Origin of the sequence: Pseudomonas sp. B28(2017) (genome assembly GCF_002113025.1) — a bacterium.
Classification (GTDB): Bacteria; Pseudomonadota; Gammaproteobacteria; order Pseudomonadales; family Pseudomonadaceae; genus Aquipseudomonas.
This window is the reverse complement of record NZ_NEJH01000005.1, coordinates 1-22,318: the sequence shown is the minus strand read 5'-3', so window position 1 is coordinate 22,318 and position 22,318 is coordinate 1. Positions and strand designations below refer to the sequence as shown.

Sequence of the window (22,318 nt, the reverse complement as noted above, 5' to 3'; positions counted from 1 at the left end):
TGAAGGCAGGCGGTCTAAAAAGCGAGAACGCCCTATAATCAGACCGACGTTGGTTGCCACTCCTTCTTATCCAATGATAAGTCTCTCTCCCGCCGAGACGAATCAATATCTTCCGTTCCCTCAAATGGAAGTCTATCCCATCTTTTCTTAAAGAACGCCATTTCTCCAACGCTCTATGAACAACCGAGGAATGTAACAAAACACAACGTACCCCAATAACGTAATCGCGTAATAACACAGCAACATAGCTGAGGCAAATATCGAATACATCAAGGCATTCACTCCAAAAAGGCGAAACTTGTGATTATGCCCAGCCAAATCTACATCACCGAAGTAATTAATCGACACAAATATCGCTTGTAACACTGCTATTACAAACAATGCATACACGTACTTTTTGAGCGTCAAGCTCCGGTATTGCTCTGGGTCTATGACAATTTTTGCGTGGGTCAGGTAGACGGAAACCGCTGCGAAGATTGGACCAAAAAGGCTGATATAGCTGGTGCTCAATCGGGAGCTGAATGGAAACAATGAAGACCAAAACCCCACCGTCCCAAACAGATGTTGCTCTAAAAAATTGTCGATTCGCAGATACATCTCGGTACTAGCGTGTGCCGGTAGAAAATTGGCGATCAGGAATATAGGTATCAGGCTAAACGATATCAGCAGATAAGGAACGGGAATAACTTGAGTAACTTTTTTACTCATTGAGACTACCTTGCCCTTGGAGTGGACCGAAAAAGCTTTGGAGAATTGGTGAAGCCCATGCTTTCGGCATTAAGCCCGATGCAATGGAGCATCGGGCCATTTTACCGTAACAAACTGTGTATCATTATTGTTGCGGAAGTACATTGAGGACAGTGGTGTTGATCTCATCGACCTTTTTTGCGTCGAAGTAAGCGCCTGCCAGTGCCATCAATATTGCCACCGTCACTACACCTGCTACGGATCCGACAAACGCCGGTATGGCCAGCACCATGACGCCCGCAAGTACCGCTCCGGCTCCAATACCGACAGCAATGCTTTCCAGTTCCAGACCGAGGGGTTTCCAGTCGCCAGTTTCGATACCAACAATCGTGTGCTCCCGAATTGCGTTGATCTGGAAAATTTTGCCAACAACGCCAAACGCCTTGCCCAATCGTGTGACGTTGTCGGCCAGCGTCGCCTGATCGAGAGTCTTTAACGCGTTCACTACGGCCTTGGTGTCCTGCGAATTGAGCTTTGTGTTGGGGTTTACCCGCACCTTCTCAAAGGTTTCCATAGCTTGCGCATAGCTTCGCACTTTCTTGCCTGAAATATTTTCCTGTAGATCCAACGCGACTTTGCTCATGTTTTCGCCGTATCTGACCAGAATGTCTTTATTGACGTCGGATAGAAACATGATTGCAGCTTCGTAACTGGCCTTTTCTGCTGCAATGTGAGCGGCTTCCTCAGCCAGCCTTCTTGCCTCCGCCTCCGCTAATAGACGAGCGTCCTCTTCCACCTGGGCAGTGACAACAGCCTGCGTCAGGATTACGGATTTTTCCGAAAGAATTCGGATTTTCTCTGTCAGTATTTTTGCCCTGTAGGCAGCTATAGCGGATGCCTCCCAGCTTTTGTAAATGCCGAGACCTGTTCCGGGAACACGGGAGTTCTGGAGTAAGTTCGCAAAATCCACTGCACTTTTCTTGATTTCCACCGCCAGGACATTTCTACCGAAAAAAGCGTTTGCTTCAGTGTTACTCTTGGCTAGTTCCGCGTCGTTCTGAATGATCAGACTGTCCACAACGGCTTTTTCCGCTTTGGTCTGTTCCAGCTTGGAGAGTGAGTAGATACCCACTGCCGCAGCAATTTCCGCGTCAATATCCGCTGGTAATTGTGGCAAATAGGCGGTGTAGGATTGCTCAATATTTCTTTGAGCTGTGGCGACAGTAACTATTACGGATATCGTGTAGCGATCACTTACCCTGATGCCTTTCTGACTGAAGAACATATCAACTTCGAAACTACTGACAACTTTTCCATTCCACGATAACGGCTTGGCAACTACCCCACTACCGGGGATGGGGCCCGAAGGCTTGGGCAGTGGTGGTTCAGGAGTTACAACAATAGGTGGAAGGGTGACATTTCCTTGCGGCATGTATTTTTCTCCATGATATGTGAAACAAACAGCCCTTCTTAATCGACCCTGATTCAAGGTCGTAAACAGGCTATCTTCAGACTGCTTGCCCTTACCGCTTGGAACTTCACGAGCAAGCATTAACTGTAAAAATCAAAGTCATATTCTTTTTGAAACAGCAGCTAAAAGAGCATAGGCAGGGCTATGACTTTGCGTCACAACTCTTCGTTAGCGGATGTTGCTCATCTTCAGAAGTTGCAGAAAAATGGTTCGCACGCCCCCTCCCACCGTCGCTGCCAATTCAGCGACCCGAGTTATTCAAGGCGCAACAGCGCCCCAATCACGTCATCAGGCGCTTTTTTATGCCTGCCGCGTGAGTTATGGCGGCTGTGCGTGTGGAAACGAATGTGGCAGCTCCTCATATCAAGGAGTTAGATAATGCGCAGTATCAATCCGTTTGAAATTTGGCTTTCCCCTCTACGCAATTCCCAATCGCGTAACACCCTCCCCCATTGCCTCTCCATCCTCGGAGGTGGCCAATGACCGAACAACCCGAACTCAAAACCATCGGCCTAACCCCCCGCCATTTACTGTTCCGATCAACCACTGTTCCACGTCACTCGCGGCGTTCCCCTCGGTGATGCGTTGTCGATGGCTTCTGATTTTCTGTTCCTGGCCAAGTCGCTGACCGAAGATTCTGCCTATGCCACAGACACCGACCGTCATGCCTGGGCTGCGCATTATTTGACCTCGATGAGCAAGGCGTTGGTGGATGATGCGGTGAAGGTGCTGACGCGGGATCGGGCTGTTGCGCCGATGTCCAAGCGAGCGTCGGAATCTGAAGGGTAGCTTCCGGGTTTTAGACGTCAGGCATAACGCTTGTAGAGACGGGCTTGGTCGCGGTGAGCTTGGGCATTCAGCGGGAGTGGTGGTTGCCTCTGGTTTTTCGCGAGCAGGCTCGCTCCTACGGGGGGCTGTGGAATGGATCACCGCATCTGCACCCTGGAATTACCCACCGATCTGATGCTGTTTCTCACCGGCAACGCTTGCTATACATCCCCCACCGGTAGGCCAGTGCATGAACGGCCCCTGCCTCGCTCATCTAGACTTAATGGATAGTCGCAGACAGAACCAAACACGTCGCTCTGGTGCGGATAAATCAAAGGCGGCGTGGCAATCTGGCTTTTATGCCCTTACCGATGTGCGGCGAAGACCGCGCCGGGCACAACAAGATGCCCGCTCAGGGTGCCCTGGCCAACGGCCTGAAAATGCCACGATTGCGTGACGTGGTGTAAGTGCCGCAGCCGACACTTTCGGACAACCGACGACCTTCTGGTGTGTCCGTGACCGTGAGGAATGCTGTATGCCTGATGTTGAGTTGCACCTGCCTGTGGTCAACAGCCTGCTGGAGCGCCACAAGGGCTCTGCGGGTGCGCTGTTGCCCATTCTTCATGATATTCAGGAGCGCATCGGTTACGTCCCCGATGTCGCCGTCCCCGAGATTGCTCATGCCCTCAATCTGAGTCAGGCCGAGGTTCGCGGGGTGATCAGTTTTTACCATGACTTCCGTACCGCCCCGCCGGCCAGGCATATCCTGCGGCTGTGCCGCGCCGAGTCGTGCAAGAGCCGTGGCGCCGAGCAGTTGGCCGCGCAGTTGCGCGAGCGTCTGCAACTGGACGATCACGGCAGCAGTGCCGACGGCAGCATCAGTTTGCGTCCGGTGTATTGCCTTGGCGCCTGCGCCTGTTCGCCTGCGCTTGAGCTGGATGGCCGGGTGCATGCGCGGCTCAGTGCCGAGCGTCTGGATGCACTGCTCGACGCTTGCCGGGAGGACGCGTGATGCCGACGCTCTATCTGCCCTGTGATTCTATTGCCCGTGCCGTGGGTGCCGATGAGGTATCCGTGGCCCTGATCAATCAGGCCAAGGCACTTAATTTGCCGCTGGAGCTACAGCGCACCAGTTCGCGCGGCCTGTACTGGCTGGAACCGCTGCTGGAAGTGGACAGCCCGCAAGGCCGGATCGGCTTCGGCCCGCTGACCGCTGCCGATGTGCCGTCCGTGCTCGATGCGTTGCAAGGCGAGCCGTCCAGCCATCCACTGGCCTTGGGTCTGGTGGAAGAGCTGCCTTATCTCAAGACTCAACAACGCCTGCTGTTTGCCCGAGCCGGCATTACCCGGCCGCTGTCGCTGGAGGATTACCGGGCCCATGGCGGTTTCGAGGGCTTGACCCGCGCCATCGCGGTGGGCGGTGAGCAGACCGCGACGGAAGTGTTCGATTCAGGCCTGCGTGGCCGTGGCGGCGCGGCTTTCCCGGCCGGGATCAAATGGCGCACGGTGCGCGGCACCCAGGCTGCGCAGAAGTACATTGTGTGCAACGCCGACGAGGGCGACTCCGGCACCTTCGCCGACCGTATGTTGATGGAAGGCGACCCCTTCCTGTTGATCGAAGGCATGGCCATCGCCGGCCTCTGCTGCGGCGCCAGTTACGGCTACATCTATGTGCGCTCGGAATATCCGGATGCCGTGGCCACCCTGCGTCAGGCGTTGAGCATTGCCCGTGATGCCGGTTACCTCGGCGCCAATGTCGGCGGCAGCGGTCAGGCCTTCGACATGGAAGTGCGCGTCGGTGCCGGCGCGTACATCTGCGGCGAGGAAACAGCGCTACTGGATTCGCTGGAAGGCAAGCGCGGGATTGTCCGCGCCAAGCCGCCGATCCCCGCCTTGCAGGGGCTGTTCGGCCAACCGACCCTGGTGCACAACGTGCTGACTTTGGCCTCGGTGCCGCTGATTCTGGCCAAGGGCGCGCAGTTCTATCGCGATTACGGCATGGGCCGCTCGCTGGGCACCATGCCCTTCCAGTTGGCGGGCAACATTCGTCACGGCGGTCTGGTGGAACGGGCCTTTGGCCTGACCCTGCGGGAGCTGGTGGAAGACTACGGCGGCGGTACCGCCAGTGGTCGGCCGCTGAAGGCCGCACAGGTTGGCGGCCCGCTTGGCGCCTGGGTGCCGCCGTCGCAATTCGACACGCCGCTGGATTACGAAGCCTTCGCCGCCATCGGCGCGATGCTCGGTCACGGTGGCGTGGTGGTGGCTGACGACAGCCTGGACATGGCCCACATGGCGCGTTTCGCGATGCAGTTCTGCGCCGAGGAATCCTGTGGCAAATGCACCCCCTGCCGCATCGGCTCGACCCGGGGCGTGGAGGTGATCGACCGCCTGCTGGCCGCGCCCGACCAGAATGGTCGCGATGAGCAGGTGATCATCCTCAAGGACCTGTGCGACACCCTGCAATACGGTTCGCTGTGTGCGCTGGGCGGCATGGTCTCTTTCCCGGTCGCCAGCGCCCTCAAGTACTTCCCCGCCGACTTCGGTCTGCAAGCCTCGGAGGCCGAGCAATGATCACTCTCTTCGACCCGAAAACCGATATCGATCTGGGCACCCCGGCCCGCGACAGCCAGGTGCAAGTCACCCTGAACATCGACGGCCGCAGCATCAGCGTGCCCGAAGGCACCTCGGTGATGCGCGCCGCCGCGCTGCTGGGCACCACCATTCCGAAACTCTGTGCCACCGACAGCCTGGAAGCCTTTGGCTCCTGCCGCATGTGCCTGGTGGAAATCGACGGCATGCGCGGCTACCCCGCGTCCTGCACTACGCCTGTCACTGAAGGCATGACCGTGCACACCCAGACGCCGAAGCTCGCGACCCTGCGGCGCAATGTCATGGAGCTGTACATCTCCGATCACCCGCTGGACTGCCTGACCTGCTCGGCCAACGGCAACTGCGAGCTGCAAACCGTGGCTGGCCAGGTTGGCCTGCGGGAAGTGCGCTACGGCTATGAAGGCGAGAACCATCTGGAGGACGTAAAAGACACCTCCAACCCTTATTTCGACTACGACCCGAGCAAGTGCATCGTCTGCAACCGCTGCGTGCGTGCCTGCGAAGAAACCCAGGGCACCTTTGCCCTGACCATTACCGGGCGCGGTTTCGAATCCCGCGTGGCCGCTGCCGGTGGCGAGAACTTCCTCGACTCGGAATGCGTGTCCTGCGGTGCCTGTGTGCAGGCCTGCCCCACCGCGACCCTGATGGAAAAAAACGTGGTCGAAATGGGTCAGCCCGAACGCAGCGTGATCACCACCTGCGCCTATTGCGGCGTGGGCTGTTCGTTCCGCGCCGAGATGAAAGGCGACCAACTGGTGCGCATGGTTCCCGACAAGAACGGCCAGGCCAACCACGGCCACTCCTGCGTCAAGGGGCGCTTTGCCTGGGGCTACGCCACCCACCCGGATCGCATCACCAAACCGATGATCCGCAAACACATCAGCGACCCTTGGCAGGAAGTCAGCTGGGATGAAGCGGTAACCTACGCCGCCAGCGAATTCCGCCGGCTGCAGCAAAAATATGGCCGCGACTCCATCGGTGGCATCACCTCCAGCCGCTGCACCAACGAAGAAACCTATCTGGTGCAGAAACTGGTGCGCGCCGCGTTCGGCAACAACAACGTCGACACCTGTGCGCGGGTCTGCCACTCGCCGACCGGTTATGGCCTCAAGCAAACCCTGGGCGAGTCCGCCGGCACCCAGAGTTTCGACTCGGTGATGCAGGCCGACGTGATCCTGGTGATGGGCGCCAACCCCAGCGACGCCCACCCGGTGTTCGCCTCGCAACTCAAGCGCCGCCTGCGTGAAGGCGCGCGGCTGATCGTCATCGACCCACGTCGCATCGATCTGGTGGACACGGTGCACGCCCGCGCCGAACTGCACCTGGCCCTGCGCCCCGGCACCAACGTCGCCATGCTCAATGCCTTGGCCCATGTGATCATCACTGAAGGCCTGCAAAACCAGGCCTTTATCGACGCCCGTTGTGAGGCCGGCGATTTCGCCCGCTGGAGCGAGTTCGTCAGCCGTGCGGAAAACTCGCCGGAAGCGATTGGCCCGATCTGCGGTGTAGCAGCTGCCGACATCCGTGCCGCCGCTCGCCTGTACGCCACCGGTGGCAATGCGGCGATCTACTATGGCCTGGGCGTCACCGAACACAGCCAGGGCAGCACTTCAGTCATGGGCATCGCCAACCTGGCCATGGCCACCGGCAACATCGGCCGCGAAGGCGTGGGCGTGAACCCGCTGCGGGGGCAGAACAACGTTCAGGGCTCCTGCGACATGGGCTCCTTCCCCCACGAGTTGCCTGGCTACCGGCACATCTCCAACGATGTCATCCGCACGCAATTCGAACAGGCGTGGAACGTCACCCTGCAACCCGACCCGGGCCTGCGCATTCCCAACATGTTCGAGTCTGCGCTGGCCGGCAGCTTCAAGGGCCTGTACTGCCAAGGCGAAGACATCGCCCAGAGCGACCCGAACACCCAGCACGTCACCGCGGCGCTGTCAGCCATGGAGTGCGTGGTGGTGCAGGACATTTTCCTCAACGAAACCGCCAAGTTCGCCCACGTGTTCCTGCCGGGCGCTTCGTTCCTGGAAAAGGACGGTACCTTCACCAACGCCGAGCGGCGCATCTCGCGGGTGCGCAAGGTCATGGAGCCGCTGGGCGGCAAGGCCGACTGGGAAGGCACGGTGGCCCTGGCCAATGCCCTGGGCTACCCGATGAACTACAAGCATCCATCGCAAATCATGGATGAAATCGCCAGCCTGACGCCGACCTTCACCAACGTCAGCTACGCCGCGCTGGATAGCCACGGCAGCCTGCAATGGCCGTGCAACGCCGCAGCACCGGACGGCACGCCGACCATGCACATCGAGGAATTCGTGCGCGGCAAGGGGCGCTTCATGCTCACCGGCTACGTGCCCACCGAGGAGAAGGTCAACAGTCGCTATCCGCTGTTGCTGACCACCGGGCGCATCCTCAGCCAGTACAACGTCGGCGCCCAGACCCGGCGTACCGACAACGTCGCCTGGCACGATGAAGACCGGCTGGAAATCCACCCGACCGACGCCGAGAGCCGTGGCATCAACGAAGGTGACTGGGTCGGCATCGGCAGCCGCGCCGGGCAGACCGTACTGCGTGCGCGGATTACCGAACGGGTCGCCCCGGGCGTGGTGTACACCACCTTCCACTTCCCCGAGTCGGGCGCCAACGTGATCACCACCGACAACTCCGACTGGGCCACCAACTGTCCGGAGTACAAGGTCACGGCCGTGGAAGTCAGCCGCGTCTACCACCCTTCGGAGTGGCAAAAGCGCTTCCAGGAGTTCAGCGACGAGCAGCACCGCCTGCTCAAGGATCGCGCCCGTGGCGCTAAAGCGGAGGTACGCCGATGAGCACTGCCAACCTGATCAAGATGGCCAACCAGATCGCCCAGTACTTTACCAGCGAACCAGACCAGCAACAGGCCGTGCTCGGGGTGCGCAATCACCTGCAAATGTACTGGACGCCCGGGATGCGCAAGGAATTGCTGGCCTGGCAGACAGAGCACCAGGGTGCGGACTTGCACCCCTTGGCACAGGCGGCGGTGAGCGGGGCGGGCTGGGAGGCATAGGTTTTAGCCAGCAGAAAAACTGTAGGAGCGAGCAGGCTCGCTCCTACACGTCTTTGCGTGACGCCGTCACCGTCACTTCAATGGCCCGGACACTGATCGCCGCGAATGTCGCGGTCAGCAGTACGCCGTTGAAACCCAGCAGCACTGCCAGCACTCGTGAGACGCCGAGTTTGGGCACCAGTTCGCCGTAGCCGATGGTCAGGCCCGTGACGAAGGCGAAGTACACACCGTCATCGGGGCTCCACCCTTCCAGATGGGCGATGATCAGGCCGAACACTACGATCACTAACAGCAGTATCGAGAAGATCGGCCACACCACTTTGAAATAGAACCAGACCGCTTTGTAGAACTCTTTGCGGACGTTTGCTGCACGGGTGAAGTTCATGTCGTGGGCTTCCTGGGGTTTGCCTGACCGGCAATGGGATGCACGGCGATTCAATACCCCGTTCAGCTTGGCACAAGCGCTGAAAACCGCGACCAACGGGGCGATATCTGTGGAGAACGCAGGACTAAGCTGACAGGTAGCCGTCACGCTAGTGGAGAAGGTCCGTGTTCAAGCACTTGACCCCGCCTGTCCTGATCGCCCTCGTCATAGCGCTCGGCGGTTCGTCTTGCCACGACTATGCCAAAGATGACACCACCCATACTATCCAGAAAGCGCCGGCCGCCGAGGGCAATGGCAGGTTTATCCCGCCACAACAACGCATGCCCTCGACGATGCCACGGCCTAGGATGTAGCGGTCAGTTGGCTTCGCTTTCGCGAATCAGCTTCTTGTTGATCTTGCCGACGCTGGTCTTGGGGATTTCGGCGACGAACTTGAACTGCTTGGGGATCGCCCATTTGTTGATGCGGCCGCCGTCGACAAAGGCTTGCAGATGCGTCTCCAGGATCTTGCGATCCAGGTATTGGCCCGGCTCGCTGACAACCATGGCCATGGGCCGTTCACCCCATTGCTCATCGACGATACCCACCACCGCGACGGACATGACGCCCGGGTGTTCGCTGATCAGGCTTTCCAGTTCCAGGGAGCTGATCCACTCGCCACCGGTCTTGATCACGTCCTTGATGCGGTCCTTGATTTCCACGCCGCCCAGCTTGTCGATCGAGGCCATGTCGCCGGTGTGCAGCCAGCCGTTGTGCCACAGCTCCGCGCCTTTGTCCGGGGCGTTGAGATAGCCCTGGGTCAGCCACGGCGCGCGCACCACGATCTCCCCCAGGGACTCGCCATCGTGGGCCACGTCATTGCCATCGGCGTCGATGATCTTCAGGTCGACCATCGGCACCGGCGTGCCGGTCTTGATGCGGATCGGCAGTTGGGCATCGACAGATAGCTGCAGGTCTTCGTCACGCAGATAAGTCAGGCACAGCAACGGGCAGGTTTCGGACATGCCGTAGCCGGCGTGCACCACCATGCCTTTGGCGCTGGCTTCGCTGGCGATGCCGAGGGTCAGCGCACTGCCGCCGAGGAGCATTTTCCAGCCGTCGAAACGGGTCGCCTTGCCTTCCTCACAGTTGAGGATCATCTGCAGGATGGTCGGCACGCAATGGGAGAACGTCACCCTCTCTTCGCGATGGAGCCGCACCAGGCTGTTGGGCTCGTAGCGGCCCGGATACACCTGCTTGATGCCCATCAGGGTCGCGACATAAGGCACGCCCCACGCATGCACGTGGAACATCGGCGTAATGGGCATGTACACATCGTCGGAACGCAGCAGCGGCTGGCCCTGATAGGCGCCCAGGGTGCCGACGGCGTTCAGGGTGTGCAGGACCAGTTGGCGATGGCTGAAGTACACGCCTTTCGGATCGCCAGTGGTGCCGGTGGTGTAGAACAGCGTGGCGACCGAATTCTCGTCGAAATCCGGGAAGTCATACTGGTCCGGCGCCAGGGACAGCAGGTGCTCGTATTCGCCCAGCACCGGCAACGTGGTGCTCGGCGCCGTGTCGTCCGTAAGCTGGAGGAAGCCCTTGACGGTGGTGAGCCGGTCCTGAATCTGTTCGACCAGCGGCAGGAAGTCATCATGCACCAGCACCAGGTCATCCTCGGCGTGGTTCATGGTGAACAGCACCTGCTCCGGCGACAGGCGAATGTTCACTGTGTGCAGCACCGCGCCGATCATCGGCACGGCGAAGAAGCATTCCAGGTAACGGTGGCTGTCCCAGTCGAGCAGGGCCACCGTGTCACCGGCCTTGACCCCGGCTGCGGTCAGCGCATTGGCCAGGCGGCGGATGCGCTGGTTGAGTGTCTGGTAGCTGTAGCGCAGCTTGTCGGCGTAGACGATTTCCCGGCCCGGCTCGTAGCGCACGCCGGACAGCAGCAATTGCTTGATCAGCAAGGGATAGGCATAGGCGCCGTCGGCGGGCGGGATTATTTTTGTCGCCATCATGATTAAGGTTCCTTGTCCTTAGGATCAGAACTGATCGGCCTGCAACTCATAGAGGCAGTCGCTGCCGGCCTTGGCCGATGCGCTCAACGAGTGGATACGCGGCAGCAACCGGGCAAAGTAGAAACGCGCGGTAGCCAGTTTGCTGGTATGGAAATCATCCTCGACGTGCGAACTCAGGACGGCCTTGGCCATGCGCGCCCACATGTAGGCATAGGCGGTGTAGCCGAACACGTGCAGGTACTCGACCGAGGCCGCGCCGATTTCATTCGGGTTGTTTTGAGCCCGGTCCAGCAGCCACGCGGTCAGCTCGTCGAGGGTATCCACGGCGGCATTCAACGGTTTGGTGAACTCGGCGAGATCCGTACTGGCGGTCGCCGTGAAGTGACGAATCTCGTCGGCGAACAGGTTGTAGAGCGCCCCGCCGCTGCCGACGATCTTGCGCCCGACCAGATCCAGGGACTGGATGCCGTTGGTGCCCTCGTAGATCTGGGTGATGCGCACGTCGCGCACCAGTTGCTCCTGACCCCATTCGCGGATGTAGCCGTGGCCGCCAAAGATCTGCTGGCCGTGAACGGTCGTCTCCAGGCCCATGTCGGTGAGAAAGGCCTTCGCTACGGGTGTCAGCAGCGACACCAGTTCCTGAGCGCGGGTACGGGTGGCGGCGTCTTCGCTGTACTTGGCGATGTCCAGTTGCAGGGCCACGTAGCTGGAGAACGCACGACCGCCTTCGTTCAAGGCTTTCATGGTCAACAGCATGCGGCGTACGTCCGGATGCACGATGATCGGGTCGGCGGCCTTGTCCTTGAATTGCGCACCGGTCGGCGCACGGCTTTGCAGGCGGTCACGGGCGTAGGCGACGGCGTTCTGGTACGAACGCTCACCCTGCGCCAGGCCCTGGATGCCGACGCCCAGTCGCTCGTAGTTCATCATGGTGAACATCGCCGCCAGGCCCTTGTTCGGTGCGTCGACGATCCAGCCCGTGGCGCCATCGAAGTTCATCACGCACGTGGCGGAGGCCTTGATGCCCATCTTGTGCTCGATGGAGCCGCAGGACAGCGCATTGTTTTCACCCAGCGAACCGTCGGCGTTGACCAGCACCTTGGGCACCAGGAACAGCGAGATGCCTTTTGGCCCCGCCGGTGCATCCGGCAGTCGCGCCAGTACCAGATGGATGATGTTCTCGGTCAGGTCGTGGTCGCCGCCGGTGATGAAGATCTTGCTGCCACTGACCTTGTAGCTGCCGTCGGCCTGTGGCTCGGCGCGGGTGCGAATCAGGCCCAGGTCGGTGCCGGCGTGGGCTTCGGTCAGGCACATCGAACCGGTCCAGGTGCCGGCATACATGTTCGGCAGATAAGTCGCTTTCAGCTCTTCACTGGCGTGGGCCTTGATCGACAGGCACGCGCCGGCGGTCAGCATCGGGTACAGGCCGAACGACAGGCTGGCCGAGTTGACCATCTCTTCGACCTGCGCGGAAATGGCCTTGGGCATGCCCATGCCGCCGTACTGCGGATCACCGCCAACCCCGACCCAACCGCCTTCGGCGAAGGCTTGATACGCCTGGGCAAAACCGTCCGGGGCGGTGACCGAACCATTGCTCCAGGTGCAGCCCTGTTCGTCGCTGGCGCGGTTCAAGGGCGCGATCACTTCGCCGCTGATCTTGCCGGCCTCTTCGAGGATGGCGGCGGCGGTTTCTTCATCGATCACATCGGCCAGGCCAGGCAAACTGGCCCACAGACGGGACACCTGGAAAACCTCGTTGAGTACGAAGCGCATGTCGCGCAGGGGAGCTTTGTAATCAGACATCTTGGCTTACTCGGAAGTGGTCAGGGCATGGGGCATGCCGTGACGTTCAGTGGATTCAGGGTTTTCGGCGGCCGCCACAGAACCGGGCTGTGGAGCCCGTTCGCGCAGCAGAAACCAGGACAGGGCCGGAATCAGGATCAGTGCGCCGAGCATGTTCCACAGGAACATGAAGGTCAGCAGGATGCCCATGTCGGCCTGGAACTTGATCGGCGACCAGACCCAGCACACCACGCCGGCCGCGAGGGTGATGCCCACCAGCCCGACCACCCGGCCGGTGAAGGACACGGCGTTGCGGTAGGCCTGGGACAGCGGCAGGCCCTGGCGCTGGAAGTGCAATTGCACGCTGAGCAGATACAAGGCGTAGTCCACGCCGATCCCCACGCCGAGCGCGATCACCGGCAGGGTCGCGACTTTCACGCCGATGCCCATGGCCACCATCAAGGCTTCGCAGAGGATCGAGGTCAGCACCAGCGGCAACAGCGCCACCAGCGTGGCGCGCCAGCTGCGGAAGGTGATCAGGCAGAACAGCGTCACCGCCGCATACACGTACAGCAGCATGGTGCGGTTGGCTTCACGCACCACGATGTTGGTCGCCGCCTCGATCCCGGCAGTGCCGGCGGCGAGCAGGAACTGGCGATCCTCGGTGCTGTTTTCCCTGGCGAATTTGTCGGCGATCGCCACCACCGCGTCCAGGGTTTCAGCCTTGTGATCCTTGAGGAAGGTGATCACCGGCATTAGCGAGCAGTCGGTGTTGAACAGTTCCGGCGAGTTGACCGAGGCTTGCTGCGCGGCGTAGTTCAGCACGTCCTGGTTGCGCTGGATGCTGTTGAGCTTGGGGTTGCCTTCGTAGGTGCCGGCAGTGATCTGCCGCACCGCGTTGACCAGCGAAGCCGTGGCCTGCACGCCCGGATACTGTTGCAGCTCCCAGGCCAGGCGGTCGGCCAGGACCAGGGTCTTGTAGTTCAGGCAGCCTTCCGGCGCGGTCTTGATCATCACCGCGAACAGGTCGCTGGACAGTGCGTAATGCTGGGTGATGTAGGCATTGTCGCGGTTGTAGCGCGAGTCGGCGCGCAGCTCCGGCGCACCGCTTTCCAGGTCGCCGATCTTCAGGTTCAGGCTGACCAGGTAACCGCCGACACCCATCAACACCGCAACCAGAACGGCGCCCGTGGCCCACTTGGCGGTGGTGAAGCGATCGAGCAGATCCCAGAGCTTGCCGAAGCCTTTGTGCTTTTCTGCACGGGTGTCGATTTTCAGCGCACGCTCGGCGGCCTTGGCGCCGACGCCGACATAGGACAGCGCCACCGGCATCAGCAACAGCGAGGTGAAGATCAGCACCGCGACGCCGATGCTGGCCGTGATCGCCAGGTCCTGGATCACCGGGATATCGATCAGCATCAGCACCGCAAAGCCCACGGCATCGGCCAGCAACGCGGTGACCCCGGCAATGAACAGACGGCGGAAGGTGTAGCGTGCGGCGATCAGCTTGTGGGTGCCACGGGCGATGTCCTGCATGATGCCGTTCATCTTCTGCGCGGCGTGGGACACGCCGATAGCGAAGATCAGGAACGGTACCAGCACCGAGTACGGATCGATGGCGTAACCGAGCCAGGCAACGATGCCCAGCTGCCAGACCACCGCGATCAGCGAGCAGCCGACCACCAGCAGGGTGCTGCGCACGCAACGGGTGTAGGCGTAGATGATCACCAGCGAAGTGACGACCGCCAGACCGAAGAACATCATCACCTGAATCAGGCCGTCGATCAGGTCGCCCATCAATTTGGCGAAGCCGATCACCCGCACCTTGTACTGACCGGTGCCTTCTACCCCGGATTTACGCGCGGCGCTGTCGCCGGCGTATTCGATCTTGTCGCGCAACTGCTCTTCGAGCATCTGCGAGAACGCGTGGTAATTGATGCGCTGTCCGCCGGCCGCGGCTTTGTCCAGCAATGGCACCACCAGCATGCTCGATTTGAAATCGCTGGCCACCAGGCTGCCGACGACGCCAGCACGGGAGATGTTCTGACGCAATTGTTCGATTTGTTCAGGCTGCCCGGAATAGGTGTCGGGCATCACCGGGCCACCCTGGAATCCGTCCTCGGTGACTTCGGTCCAGCGCACCGCCGGGCTCCACAGCGACTTCATCCAGGCGCGGTCGACACCTTCGGTGAGGAACAACTGGTCGTTGACCTGCTTGAGCACGTCCAGGTAACCGGGGTCGAAAATATCGCCCCGGGTGTTCTCGACCACCACCCGCACCGAGTTGCCCAACCCGCGCAGCGACTGGCGGTTTTCCAGGAAGTTCTGGATGTACGGCTGGCTCTGCGGAATCATTTTTTCGAAGCTGGGGCGCAGCTCCAGGCGCGTCGCCGCCATGTAGCCCAGCACCACCGTGGCCAGCGCCATCAGCAGCATGAACAGCGGGCGATAGTTGAACACCAGCCGTTCCAGCAGGTTGCCGGAGCGACGATCGAAATCACGCACATCGCGGATCACCGGCATGGCGTCTTGTTTGATATTGCCCATGTCTGGATTCTCGCTCTTAGGGTTCGAGGGCTGCTTCGTGGGCTGGCTCGGCGGCTAGCGTCCGGGTACCACGGCTGCCGGCCAGCACCAAGGCGCCATCGGCGGACTGGGTGGCGCCGGCGACCGGCGTCGGTGCCGGTTGCTGCACCAGGTGCAACTGTGCGCCCGTCCCCTGACTGACCAGCATCTGCCCGCCCTGGGTAAACAAGCGATAATTGCCACGGGCATCGATCAGGCCTGCGGTGATGCTGACGTGCAGGCCGGTGTCCAGTGCGGTCCAGCTCTGGCCGCCGTCGGTGCTGCGCAGCACGTTGCCGCGCAGGCCATAGACCAGCACTTCGCCGGGCTTGCCGAGCACACCGAAGAAGCTGCCTTGATACGGCGTCGGCACGGCGGCAAAGCGTTGGGCGCTGTCGTCCCATTTGAGCAACAGGCCCTGTTCGCCGGCGATATACAAATCGTCACCGGTGGAGGCGATGGCATTGAGGTGAAAGCCCTGCGGGTTGTCAGTGCGATCCTGGAACGGGGTCCAGGTCTGGCCACCGTCTTCGGTGCGCAAAATCAGGTTGAACACACCGACCACATAACCCAGTTTTTCGTTGGCGAACCAGACGTCGAGCAACGGTTTGTCCGCGCCCTGCTCGGCTAGCTTCTGGCCCTCGTTGACCAGCAGCGGCCATTGCTCGTTGCCCGGTTCGGCGCTGGCCAGCGCCGTGTAATGCCTGGCCAGCAACTCGCCGATCTGGCGACCGTCGAGCTGCTTTTGCCAAGTCGCGCCGGCGTCGCTGCTGTGCAGCACCACGCCGTCATTACCCACCGCCCAGCCCTGGGTGGTGGTCGGAAAATTCACCGCGGTCAGATCGGCGCTGACCGGCACGGCGGCCTGCTGCCAATGCCGGCCAGCGTCATCGGAAAACAGAATATGGCCACGCTGGCCGACGGCGATCACGCGCCCACCGGCGCGGGCCATGCCCGACAACGGGCTGTTGATCGCCAACGCGCTGACCCTGGCGGGCAGGTCCAGCACATCGACGTATTCGGCCGCATGGGTGATGCCCTGCCACAGGCCGAGCACGACACCAAACGCCAGCCGCAACATATTATTTTTATACGAACACATACTGCGTCCTCTTCGGAAAACCGCGCCGGGGCACACATCCGCGTGCCAGACCAGGTCATGCCGTTGTAGGAGCGAGCAAGCTCGCGATGGACTATTGGGCGACGCGGGTATCCAGAAAACACGCGTAATCGTTAGCGACCATCACGAGCTAGCTCGCTCCTACAACAACGCGGTTGGCTTAGCGAATACCGCTGCCGGCCAGGGATTCCGACGACCACTGCGCCTTGGAGAGCGGGTCGATGTACTTGATGCCGCCATACGGGCCGACTACGCCGTTGATGTTGTACGAACCACCCACCAGGTCGTAGATCATGAAGGGCGTCGAATCCGGCACCTGCTTGTCGTAGCTCTGGCTCAGGAAGGCGAAGGAGCCGCGATAGAGCTGACCACGGGCGTCATATTGATCCGAGGCCAGAGCGGTCCAGCTGTCTTCGTCGAGGTAGAAGCGGCGTTTGGCGTAGATGTGGCGGGCACCGGCCTTGAGGTTGCCTTCGACGACCCAGACGCGATGTTTTTCCCAGCGCACGAAGTCCGGTGCCAGGTGGTTGGCGGTGGTCAGCGACTTCGGATCCTGGACGTAGGTCAGCTTATAGGTGTTGTAGGGCACGATCATTTCCTGCTTGCCCACCAGCTTCCAGTCGTAGCGGTCCAGCGCACCGTTGAACACGAACACGTCATCGTAGGTGCCCGCGCCCGCGGTGCCAGGGTTAGGCGTGTCGTACGCCAGGTTCGGCGCCAGTTTCACCCGACGCTGGCCCGGCAGGTATTGCCAGGCACGACGTGGCTGCTGCAAGGGGTTGGCGGCGTCCTTGAGCATCACCGCTTCGCCGGCCCGGCGCGCAGGGCCGGTGTACGCCAGCTTCATCTGGTAGTACACGTCGGCGCTGCTGATCGGCTGCGACAGGTTTTCATAGATCGGGTAGGAGATGTTCGCTTGCCCGGTGGTGGCCAGGCTCGGCACGCCGGCGGAGTCGACGTTCCAGGAATCGTACTTGGAGCTGATGCTGACGCCTTGGTAGCGCAACAGGAAGTTCCACATCGCTTCGTTGCCCGACTGCGGAATCGGGAACGGCACGCCCGGCAGGACGTTGTCGATGGCCAGGCCACCTTCCAGGGACTTGGCACCGATGGCGTTCTTCACGCCGTTGTCCAGAACGGCCTGGGGCAGCGAAACGGTACGGTGGGTCGGGTAGACGTCGACATGGAAGGTCGGGAAACGCTTGGCCAGTTCAACGGTGGTTGCGCTGAGCAGGCCCTTGTACTGCTCGACGTTCTTGCCGTCGATCACCAACAGCGGTTTTTCGCTGGCAAACGGATCCGGGCGCATGCTGTCACCGGATTTGAAACTGGCCGGTGGCGTGGTCAAGCCACCGTTGTAGGCAGGGATGGAACCATCAGCGTTGCCGGCTTTTTCAGCGCCGACCAGGGTCAGGCTGGTGCCCAGCTTGGCAGCTTCCTGGGTTGAAACAGCGGCCTGTGCCTGGGCGGCAAGGACCATGGCCAGCGAAGCGGCCAACACGGTTTGTGCGAATTTCATCTTGTTATTCTCCTGCTTGCGTTGAGCAAATCAGTGGTGCTTCAAAAGGTTGTTTTCATCGTCAGGTACACGGCGCCACGGTCCTCAGTCGTGGCACCACCTCCGGAGAAGGACGAGTAGCCACCGGCGAAACAGGCGTAGTTTTCGTTGCCGCTGAAGGCGTTAGGAGTGGAGCCGTCACCGCCGTTCGGGCCGGTACTCACACCGCTGACGTTGCACTTTTCGGTTTTGCCGAAAGAGTCCACGTACTTCAGGTCGACAAAGTATTTGTTGTACACAACGGCACCGACGCCAACGGCATAGTTGCCGGTGTCCTTGGCACCGCCACCGGAGACCGGTGACACGCCGGCGATACCGACGTTGACCGACATTGGCGCGTTGAGGTCGACCCCGGGAAACACCTGGTACCAGGTCGGTGTGAAGTTGACCGCAACACCCCAGTTGTCCCGGGTCGGCGCGTCGATACCGTGATAGCTGTCCTTGCCTTTGTAGAGCGCCTCGTTCTTGCTATCGAGCTTGAGCAGGTTGCTGTAATACAGCTCGCCGAGCAGGGTCGCCTGATCGAACACCGGCGTTTTCGGCAGGGTCATCAGGCCGTTGAGCGTCCAGTGCAAGGTGTCGCCGGTGGCGCTCATGCTGTCGCCGCGGTGTGGAGTGTCGTAGATCACACCCGTGGCATCCGAACGCGCCGGCAACAGCCCCAGGCCTTTGCCCAGGCCCAGCGGGCTGGTGCTGCTGACGATCGCCGGAATACTGGCCAGCGGCATGTTGTGACGGATGTTCAGGTCCGAACCGACGCTGACCCCGCCCACGTCCTTGGACAGGCTCAGGCCAAAGATCTTGATGTTGTCGGCATAGGCCAGTTGATACGTCGCGGTGTCCAGCGAGTTGAGGGTGTTGACCACCGCAGGCACTTGCCCTGCCGGCCGGGTGCCGTTGGGGTTGGCCGAGGTAATGCCCCTGGCATCCAGCCAGGCTTGCGGCAGGATTTCCGAAGTCTCGCGGTAGTAGACGCCGAGGGTGCCATCCAGCCAGGCCGGCGACCACTTGGCCATGACGCCCCAGTCGCCGCTGCTGCCCGGTGTCAGGTCATGGCCGCGACGCACGTTGGTCAACGCGTTGCACGGCGCCAGGCCGCAACCCAGCGGACTACCAGGCACCTTGGCGTTGGTGTTGCCGAGCAGGAACGACTGCGCACCATAGCCGACCAGATCGGAACCGCCGTAGTAAGTACCGGCTTCCGGCAGACGCGCGGCGTCCCAATCGAGGAAGTACTGGGCACCCACGGTCAATTCCGGATTGACCGTGAACGTCATCGACAACTGGTTGCGCGGGACGAACAGTTCCTTGGCTTCGGTACCCGGCGACGCGGCCAGCTTGGCCAGGTCGAGGCCGGACTGGCCGTAGCTGACCGAGTGCACCGGGTTGAGAATGGTCTCGCCCCAGAACACGTTGTGCTGGCCGGCCTTGGCGCTGAACATCGACTCCTCGCCCACTTCGGTGCTGTAGAACACGAAGGCATCGAGGATTTCGCCCGAAGGACCGCTGTAGTAGCGCTGGGCATAATTGCTCAGGTGCGGGCTGCCATTACCGACGTTGTCATGGGTGACCGCTGCCAGGCGCGGGTCGTTGGCGATCAGGCCCGATGTCGACCCATTGCCGTTGACGAACGGGTTGGAGTTGGAGCCGGTGTTGTCATAGGCCTTGTCGTACCAGCTGGCGGCGCTGACGCGAAAGCCCATGGCGTTCTTGTAGACCACATCCATTTCGGTCAACAGGTCGATACGGTTGGTGATGTTGGTACCGGCCTTGCGGAAGTTGTAGTCGCCGTCGTTGTTGTTCGGCGTTCCCAACATGCGTTTGTCGGCGCTTTCGGTGCGCACGCCGTAGTTGTACTTGACGGTGTTATCCAGGCGCGCGGTCCAGTCCGGGTTGCCCAGATCGATCTCGACTCCATGGGCAGCAGGCGCAATGACGGCCAGAATGGCCGAAGCCAGCAAGGTGTAGCGTGCAGCAGTGAAGCCGTGAGTCTTATTGTTGTGCATTGCGTTGTCTCCGCCTTTTTGTATTTGTTTTAAGCGCAGCCGCCCTCACACAATCCTCTATGGGTTTGCGTTTAAGGAATGAGGGCAATTGCCGGTTGGCGTACTGCCAGTCCAGCTCCTTGTACTAGCGGTCCAGCTCCAGGATGAGTGCCTCGGCTTGCTGCCAATGGCCAAATCCTGCGGCCGGATTGAGATGGCCGACATCGCCCAGATTGAGCAATTCGGCGCCCCAGCCTTCTGCCATGCGAGTGACCGCAGCAAGGCTGGCAAGGTGATCGTTGGTGCTGCCGGCCACGATGCTGCGAAATGGCAGCGGGCCTTGGGGCAGAGGATTCCAGCCCTGGCTACGCAGGGTTTCGGAAGAGGGATAGTTTGCCGGCCAGACCGCATCGAGGTCCGGTGGCGCAGCCAGCAAGGCGCCCTTGATCGGACGGCTGTAATGCGCCGCCCAGTGCGCGACCATCAGCACGCCGGCACTGTGGGCCACCAGAATCACGGGGCCGTCGATCTGTTCGAGTTCGTGTTGAATCGCCCGCACACGGGCCATACAGTCGAGCTTGTCAGTCTCCAGCGGCGGGACACTGCGCACCTTGCTCAGCCTGGCTGCAAGCAACGTTTGCCAATGTTCGGCCACATGCTCGCGCAGACCCGGAACGATCAGAATGGTGGCGGCAGTTTGCAGTTTGTCCACGGTCAACACCTTCGCTTTCTCGATAACTCGACTGGCTGTTTTCGCCAGGGGCTTTTTGTAGGATCGACATTAAAGAGCGACCACCCGAAGCGCTTTACATTGGACGTCAGGCACTTTTCTTTTGATGACAAATTGTCGGACAGCAGGACAGTGCGACCGCTGGTCGAAAAAAACCGCAGGTTGGCGCAAGGTCACTGTAATCAACGGATACAGGACGATTGCATCAACCCACGCAGAGATTGAGTGACCGGCCAGCATGAAAATCATCAACGACATGACAACTGTTCAACTGTTGATACGCTGGATATAGTCGCCACGCTCACGCCAATCGCCATCGGCCCAGGGAAGACCTTCGCATGCCCAAGCTTGTCCGCGCCGCCGTCTTGACCAACTACCTGGAGGTCACCCAGTACCTGGGTTTCAACCCGCGAGATGTCATGGCAGGCGTCGGCCTGAGCAGAACCCAATTGCAAGCGCCTGAAACCCGCATCCCCATTGATGCCGCGGTGCGCCTGCTGGAGGATTCCGCCGCCGCCAGCGGTTGCCAGACCTTCGGCCTGAGCATGGCCGAGTCGCGCCAGCTCTCGGACTTCGGCGTTGTCAGCCTGCTGCTCAGCCATCAGCGCACCCTGCGCGATGCCTTGCAGGTCGTGGTGAACTACCGGCACCTGATGAATGACTCACTGGCCATCTTCATCGAAGAGGCCGGCAAGATGGTGATCATTCGCGAAGAGGTGGTCACCGAAACGCCGATGCCCAGCCGTCAGGCCACGGAGTTGGCCATCGGCGTGATGTTCCGCCTGTGCTCGGCCCTGCTCGGCTCACACTGGCACCCCTACAGCGTCAACTTCATGCACCAGCCACCGGAGAACCTGCACCTGCATCGCCGGCTGTTCGGCTGCAATCTGGAGTTCGGCAGCGAGTTCAACGGCATCGTCTGCCCCGACATCAGCCTCGACACGACCAACCCCAACGCCGACCCGGCCATGGCCCGCTACGCCCAGAGCTACCTCGACTCGCTGCAGAACCACGAAGGCGCCTCGATGCTGTTCGAGGTGCGCAAGGCCATCTACCTGCTGCTGCCCATGGGGCGCGCCACCATCGAACAGGTCGCTCAGAGCCAGGGCATGAACGTGCGCACCCTGCAACGCCGCCTCAAGGACGACAGCTGCGCCTTCAACGACGTGATCAACGACGTGCGCCGCGACCTGGTGCTGCGTTACCTGGACAACCCGAACTACTCGCTCAGCCGCATCGCCGACATGCTCGGCTACTCGATGGCGAGCTCGTTCACTCGCTGGTTCATCAACCAGTTCGGCATGCCGCCGGCGACGTGGCGGGCGCAAAGGCAATCCAGCGCAAAACCTGTCGCAGGCCCGAAAGAGCTCTGAGTCGACCAGGCAAAAAAAGGTTCTTCTCGGATTGTCGGGAAAGTTTTTTTGCTCTGTAGCTGTGAGCTTATCCATTTCCAGGGTGGCGCTGAGTCACCTTTGCGCCCTTACGGCGCCTTACTTTTTCAGTCGAAAAAAAAGTAAGCAAAAATTCTTGCCCCACCAGGGGCCCTACGCTGCGCTTCGGGTTCCCTCGCTCCGGTGTCGCTACGGGGTATCGCGGCCTCCGAGT

General features: G+C 60.8%; 15 protein-coding genes and 1 pseudogene. 6 read left to right on the top strand and 10 right to left on the bottom strand.

The window, feature by feature from the left end; translation table 11 throughout:
* Positions 1-147: 147 nt before the first annotated feature.
* Positions 148-708: a hypothetical protein gene (locus CAF65_RS15615; RefSeq protein WP_085717081.1), complete on the bottom strand. Its 561-nt coding sequence runs from the start codon at positions 706-708 to the stop codon at positions 148-150.
* Positions 709-832: 124 nt separating this feature from the next.
* Positions 833-2,119, bottom strand: coding sequence for a colicin-like pore-forming protein (locus CAF65_RS15610; protein ID WP_085717080.1), 1,287 nt, complete (start codon positions 2,117-2,119; stop codon positions 833-835).
* 518 nt (positions 2,120-2,637) lie between these two features.
* Between CAF65_RS15610 and CAF65_RS15605 the strand changes: the two are divergent.
* The 5 genes and pseudogenes from CAF65_RS15605 to CAF65_RS15585 all read left to right on the top strand — a co-directional run bounded on the left by CAF65_RS15605 (position 2,638) and on the right by CAF65_RS15585 (position 8,588).
* A pseudogene (locus tag CAF65_RS15605) lies at positions 2,638-2,947 on the top strand (DUF3077 domain-containing protein).
* Between the two features lie 514 nt (positions 2,948-3,461).
* Positions 3,462-3,938, top strand: coding sequence for a formate dehydrogenase subunit gamma (locus tag CAF65_RS15600; protein ID WP_085717079.1), 477 nt, complete (start codon positions 3,462-3,464; stop codon positions 3,936-3,938).
* Entirely contained in the window at positions 3,938-5,497 is a 1,560-nt protein-coding gene (locus tag CAF65_RS15595; RefSeq protein ID WP_085717078.1) for an NADH-quinone oxidoreductase subunit NuoF, read from the top strand. Before CAF65_RS15600 ends, CAF65_RS15595 begins: the two co-directional genes overlap by 1 nt.
* Positions 5,494-8,370 carry a formate dehydrogenase subunit alpha gene (gene fdhF, locus CAF65_RS15590; protein ID WP_085717077.1) on the top strand — a complete coding sequence of 959 codons (2,877 nt, stop codon included), beginning with the start codon at positions 5,494-5,496 and terminating at the stop codon, positions 8,368-8,370. The genes CAF65_RS15595 and fdhF overlap by 4 nt, the downstream gene beginning before the upstream one ends.
* Complete coding sequence (locus tag CAF65_RS15585; protein WP_085717076.1) at positions 8,367-8,588, top strand: formate dehydrogenase subunit delta; 222 nt, start codon at positions 8,367-8,369, stop codon at positions 8,586-8,588. Before fdhF ends, CAF65_RS15585 begins: the two co-directional genes overlap by 4 nt.
* A gap of 43 nt (positions 8,589-8,631) precedes the next feature.
* Here the strand turns inward: CAF65_RS15585 and CAF65_RS15580 are convergent, their stop codons facing one another.
* The 8 genes from CAF65_RS15580 to CAF65_RS15540 all read right to left on the bottom strand — a co-directional run bounded on the left by CAF65_RS15580 (position 8,632) and on the right by CAF65_RS15540 (position 20,695).
* A complete protein-coding gene (locus CAF65_RS15580) occupies positions 8,632-8,973 on the bottom strand; it encodes a potassium channel family protein (RefSeq protein WP_085717075.1) in 342 nt (113 codons plus the stop codon).
* Between the two features lie 356 nt (positions 8,974-9,329).
* Positions 9,330-10,973, bottom strand: a complete 1,644-nt coding sequence (locus CAF65_RS15570) for a fatty acid--CoA ligase (RefSeq protein WP_085717073.1) — start codon at positions 10,971-10,973, stop codon at positions 9,330-9,332.
* 24 nt (positions 10,974-10,997) lie between these two features.
* Complete coding sequence (locus CAF65_RS15565; protein ID WP_085717072.1) at positions 10,998-12,776, bottom strand: acyl-CoA dehydrogenase C-terminal domain-containing protein; 1,779 nt, start codon at positions 12,774-12,776, stop codon at positions 10,998-11,000.
* 6 nt (positions 12,777-12,782) lie between these two features.
* Positions 12,783-15,302, bottom strand: a complete 2,520-nt coding sequence (locus CAF65_RS15560) for an RND family transporter (protein ID WP_085717071.1) — start codon at positions 15,300-15,302, stop codon at positions 12,783-12,785.
* Positions 15,303-15,318: 16 nt separating this feature from the next.
* A complete protein-coding gene (locus CAF65_RS15555; RefSeq protein WP_085717070.1) occupies positions 15,319-16,422 on the bottom strand; it encodes a YCF48-related protein in 1,104 nt (367 codons plus the stop codon).
* Between the two features lie 178 nt (positions 16,423-16,600).
* The gene (locus CAF65_RS15550) at positions 16,601-17,959 is read right to left on the bottom strand and encodes a DUF1329 domain-containing protein (protein WP_085717069.1); all 1,359 of its coding nucleotides are present in this window, start codon (positions 17,957-17,959) and stop codon (positions 16,601-16,603) included.
* 41 nt (positions 17,960-18,000) lie between these two features.
* A complete protein-coding gene (locus CAF65_RS15545) occupies positions 18,001-20,004 on the bottom strand; it encodes a DUF1302 domain-containing protein (protein ID WP_085717068.1) in 2,004 nt (667 codons plus the stop codon).
* Between the two features lie 124 nt (positions 20,005-20,128).
* On the bottom strand, positions 20,129-20,695 hold the full coding sequence (locus CAF65_RS15540) for an alpha/beta hydrolase (protein WP_085717282.1): 567 nt from the start codon (positions 20,693-20,695) through the stop codon (positions 20,129-20,131).
* A 356-nt stretch (positions 20,696-21,051) separates the two neighbouring features.
* On the opposite strand from CAF65_RS15540, the gene CAF65_RS15530 reads away from it, so the two are divergent.
* A complete protein-coding gene (locus tag CAF65_RS15530) occupies positions 21,052-22,086 on the top strand; it encodes an AraC family transcriptional regulator (protein ID WP_085717066.1) in 1,035 nt (344 codons plus the stop codon).
* Positions 22,087-22,318: the final 232 nt, after the last annotated feature.